Source organism: Dolichospermum sp. UHCC 0259 (assembly GCF_009711935.1).
GTDB lineage: Bacteria > Cyanobacteriota > Cyanobacteriia > Cyanobacteriales > Nostocaceae > Dolichospermum.
Genome location: NZ_VIKX01000268.1, coordinates 1 through 2,316, shown reverse-complemented (window position 1 = coordinate 2,316; position 2,316 = coordinate 1). Strand labels below are relative to the sequence as shown.

Here is a 2,316-nt window from a genome sequence, read left to right as displayed (position 1 = left end):
CCTACTTCTACCTACCCTATAAACTCTCGAAAGTGGGGGGAGAGTGAAAAACTACCTTGTAAGTTCTCAGTAACTTGGCATTTTCATCTGTTAGTAATTCCCGCAAGCTACTCATTTCATTTAATATATCAATTTCTCGCTTGCATTCTTGCTGTAGTATCAATAAATATTTTTCTCTATCTTTTTCATTATCAACCTGTTTGAGCATACAAATTGCCATGTTGATATTAGAAAGGGGATTGCGTAAGTCTTGAGATACTTGATCTAGAAGACTTCCGCGCATTTGCGCTAGTTGTTGAGAGTCTTGCAGTTCAGACCGATTTTTTTTAATTTGCTGTTCGAGTATTTCTAATTTTTGTGACTCTTCTAAATATGCTTGATTAGAAATTGAATGTCGTTTTAACCGAGCGTTGACTGCTTCTAAGATTTCATGAGGCTGAAAAGGTTTGGTAATGTAATCATCCGCACCTAATCCCATGCTTTGACGAAAATCATAGCGCTCTGCTTTAGCGGTGAGAAAAATGAAGGGGATATCAGCCAACTTAGGATTACGTCTCACTTCGGTTAACACATCATATCCACTTAATTCTGGCATCATGATATCACAGATAATTAAATCTGGATGTCTATTTTTAGCTAACTGTAAGCCAATTTTGCCATTTACGGCGGTAATAACCGAGAAATCTACTAGTTCTAAAAATTCTTGGAGATTTAACCGAATTGAATTTTCATCCTCAATAATTAGAATTAAGCTCATAACTGATTGGTAGTCTTAAAATAGGGTGTAGTGAAAAATCAGGACTCAGGAAAAATAAAAAAAGAATAAGAAGGGGTAAACAGAAGAATCATTTGCTATGCAACTCAGGTTACTTGATGCAAATGTAGCAAATTACACTTTTTTTGTTAAGCTTATAGTATATCAGAGTTCGTGTATACTGAGTAAAGTAAGTAGGTGAACCGAAAAAATTAATTATGGAGATACAGTGGTGCTAGAAATAGCTCTAAGGGAAGGATTACAGGCTTAATTGTTTATTAAGTGCGATCGCTATTATTTGGTTCTCGCGGTATATACTGATTTTATAGAAAAATCATCAGCTAATATTTGGCAAAATCCAACTGCATCGAGTTAGGGGATAAGGAAAAAATCTTGGAAAAACCACCCAGCAATATCACAATTTTAGTAATTGATGACAATCCCACCAATTTAGAAATTCTGGATTATACCCTGAGTGTAGCAGGTTACAAAGTCCAGACTGAAGAAAAGGGAGAAAATGTTATCCAACAAATTCATTTCAGTCTTCCTGATTTAATACTGTTAGATGTTTTGTTGCCTGACGTTAATGGATTTGAACTGTGTCAGCGACTTAAATCCGACCCTATAACTGAGTCAATTCCGATAATTTTCATGACAGCCTTAGTTGATACTGTGGATAAGGTTAAGGGGTTACATCTAGGTGCAGTAGATTATATCACTAAGCCATTTCAAAAAGAAGAATTGCTGGCTCGTGTACAAACCCATTTGCATTTACGGCAGTTAAGTAAAACCTTAGAAATCAAGAACCAACAACTCACAGAACTGACAGAGGATTTAGAAAATAGAGTAGCAGAACGAACAGCAGAACTAAAGCAAGCACTAGACAAAGAAAAGGAATTAAACCAATTAAAATCCCGCTTTATTACAATGGCATCCCATGAGTTTCGCACACCTTTAGCTATTATTTCTTCATCTTCCGGGATTTTACAAGAATTTAGCGATCGCATAAGCGAAGAAAGAAAACAAGAACACCTACAAACAATTCAACACACCATCAAGCACATTACCCAAATACTTGATGACGTTTTAATGATCAACCGTGTTGAAACTGATAAAATAGAATTGAGACTAGAATCAGCAGATATTATTGATTTTTGCCGTCGTCTCCAATCGGAAGTAGCAGCTAGTAACAAGCAGTATACCATTAATTTTTCTGTAGATTTAGGCGAAGAAATAATTGCCAATTCTTTACTTATTCAGTTTGATAAAAAACTCTTACGGCAAATTCTCGCTAATCTACTAGATAACGCTGTTAAATATTCACCTAATCATAATTTAGTTAATTTCAGTTTAAGTAAAGCAGATGATAAAATTATATTTAAAATTAGTGATTATGGCATCGGCATTCCGCAAGCAGATCAAGATAAATTATTTGAATCTTTTCACCAAGCCTCCAATGTTGGTAATATTGCGGGAACTGGTTTAGGACTTTCCATCGTCAAGAAATGTAACTGTTCACACTCCCCCACTAAAAAGGAATTAGGAAGTAACAGGGATAGGAG

Annotated in this window: 2 protein-coding genes; one reads left to right on the top strand and one right to left on the bottom strand. The window is 35.4% G+C overall.

The window, feature by feature from the left end; genetic code table 11:
• Positions 1–16: 16 nt before the first annotated feature.
• On the bottom strand, positions 17–757 hold the full coding sequence (locus FJR05_RS22685) for a response regulator (RefSeq protein WP_168646208.1): 741 nt from the start codon (positions 755–757) through the stop codon (positions 17–19).
• A gap of 390 nt (positions 758–1,147) precedes the next feature.
• On the opposite strand from FJR05_RS22685, the gene FJR05_RS22680 reads away from it, so the two are divergent.
• Positions 1,148–2,316 (top strand): hybrid sensor histidine kinase/response regulator (locus tag FJR05_RS22680; RefSeq protein WP_217385658.1); only part of this gene is annotated, 1,169 nt, incomplete at its 3' end.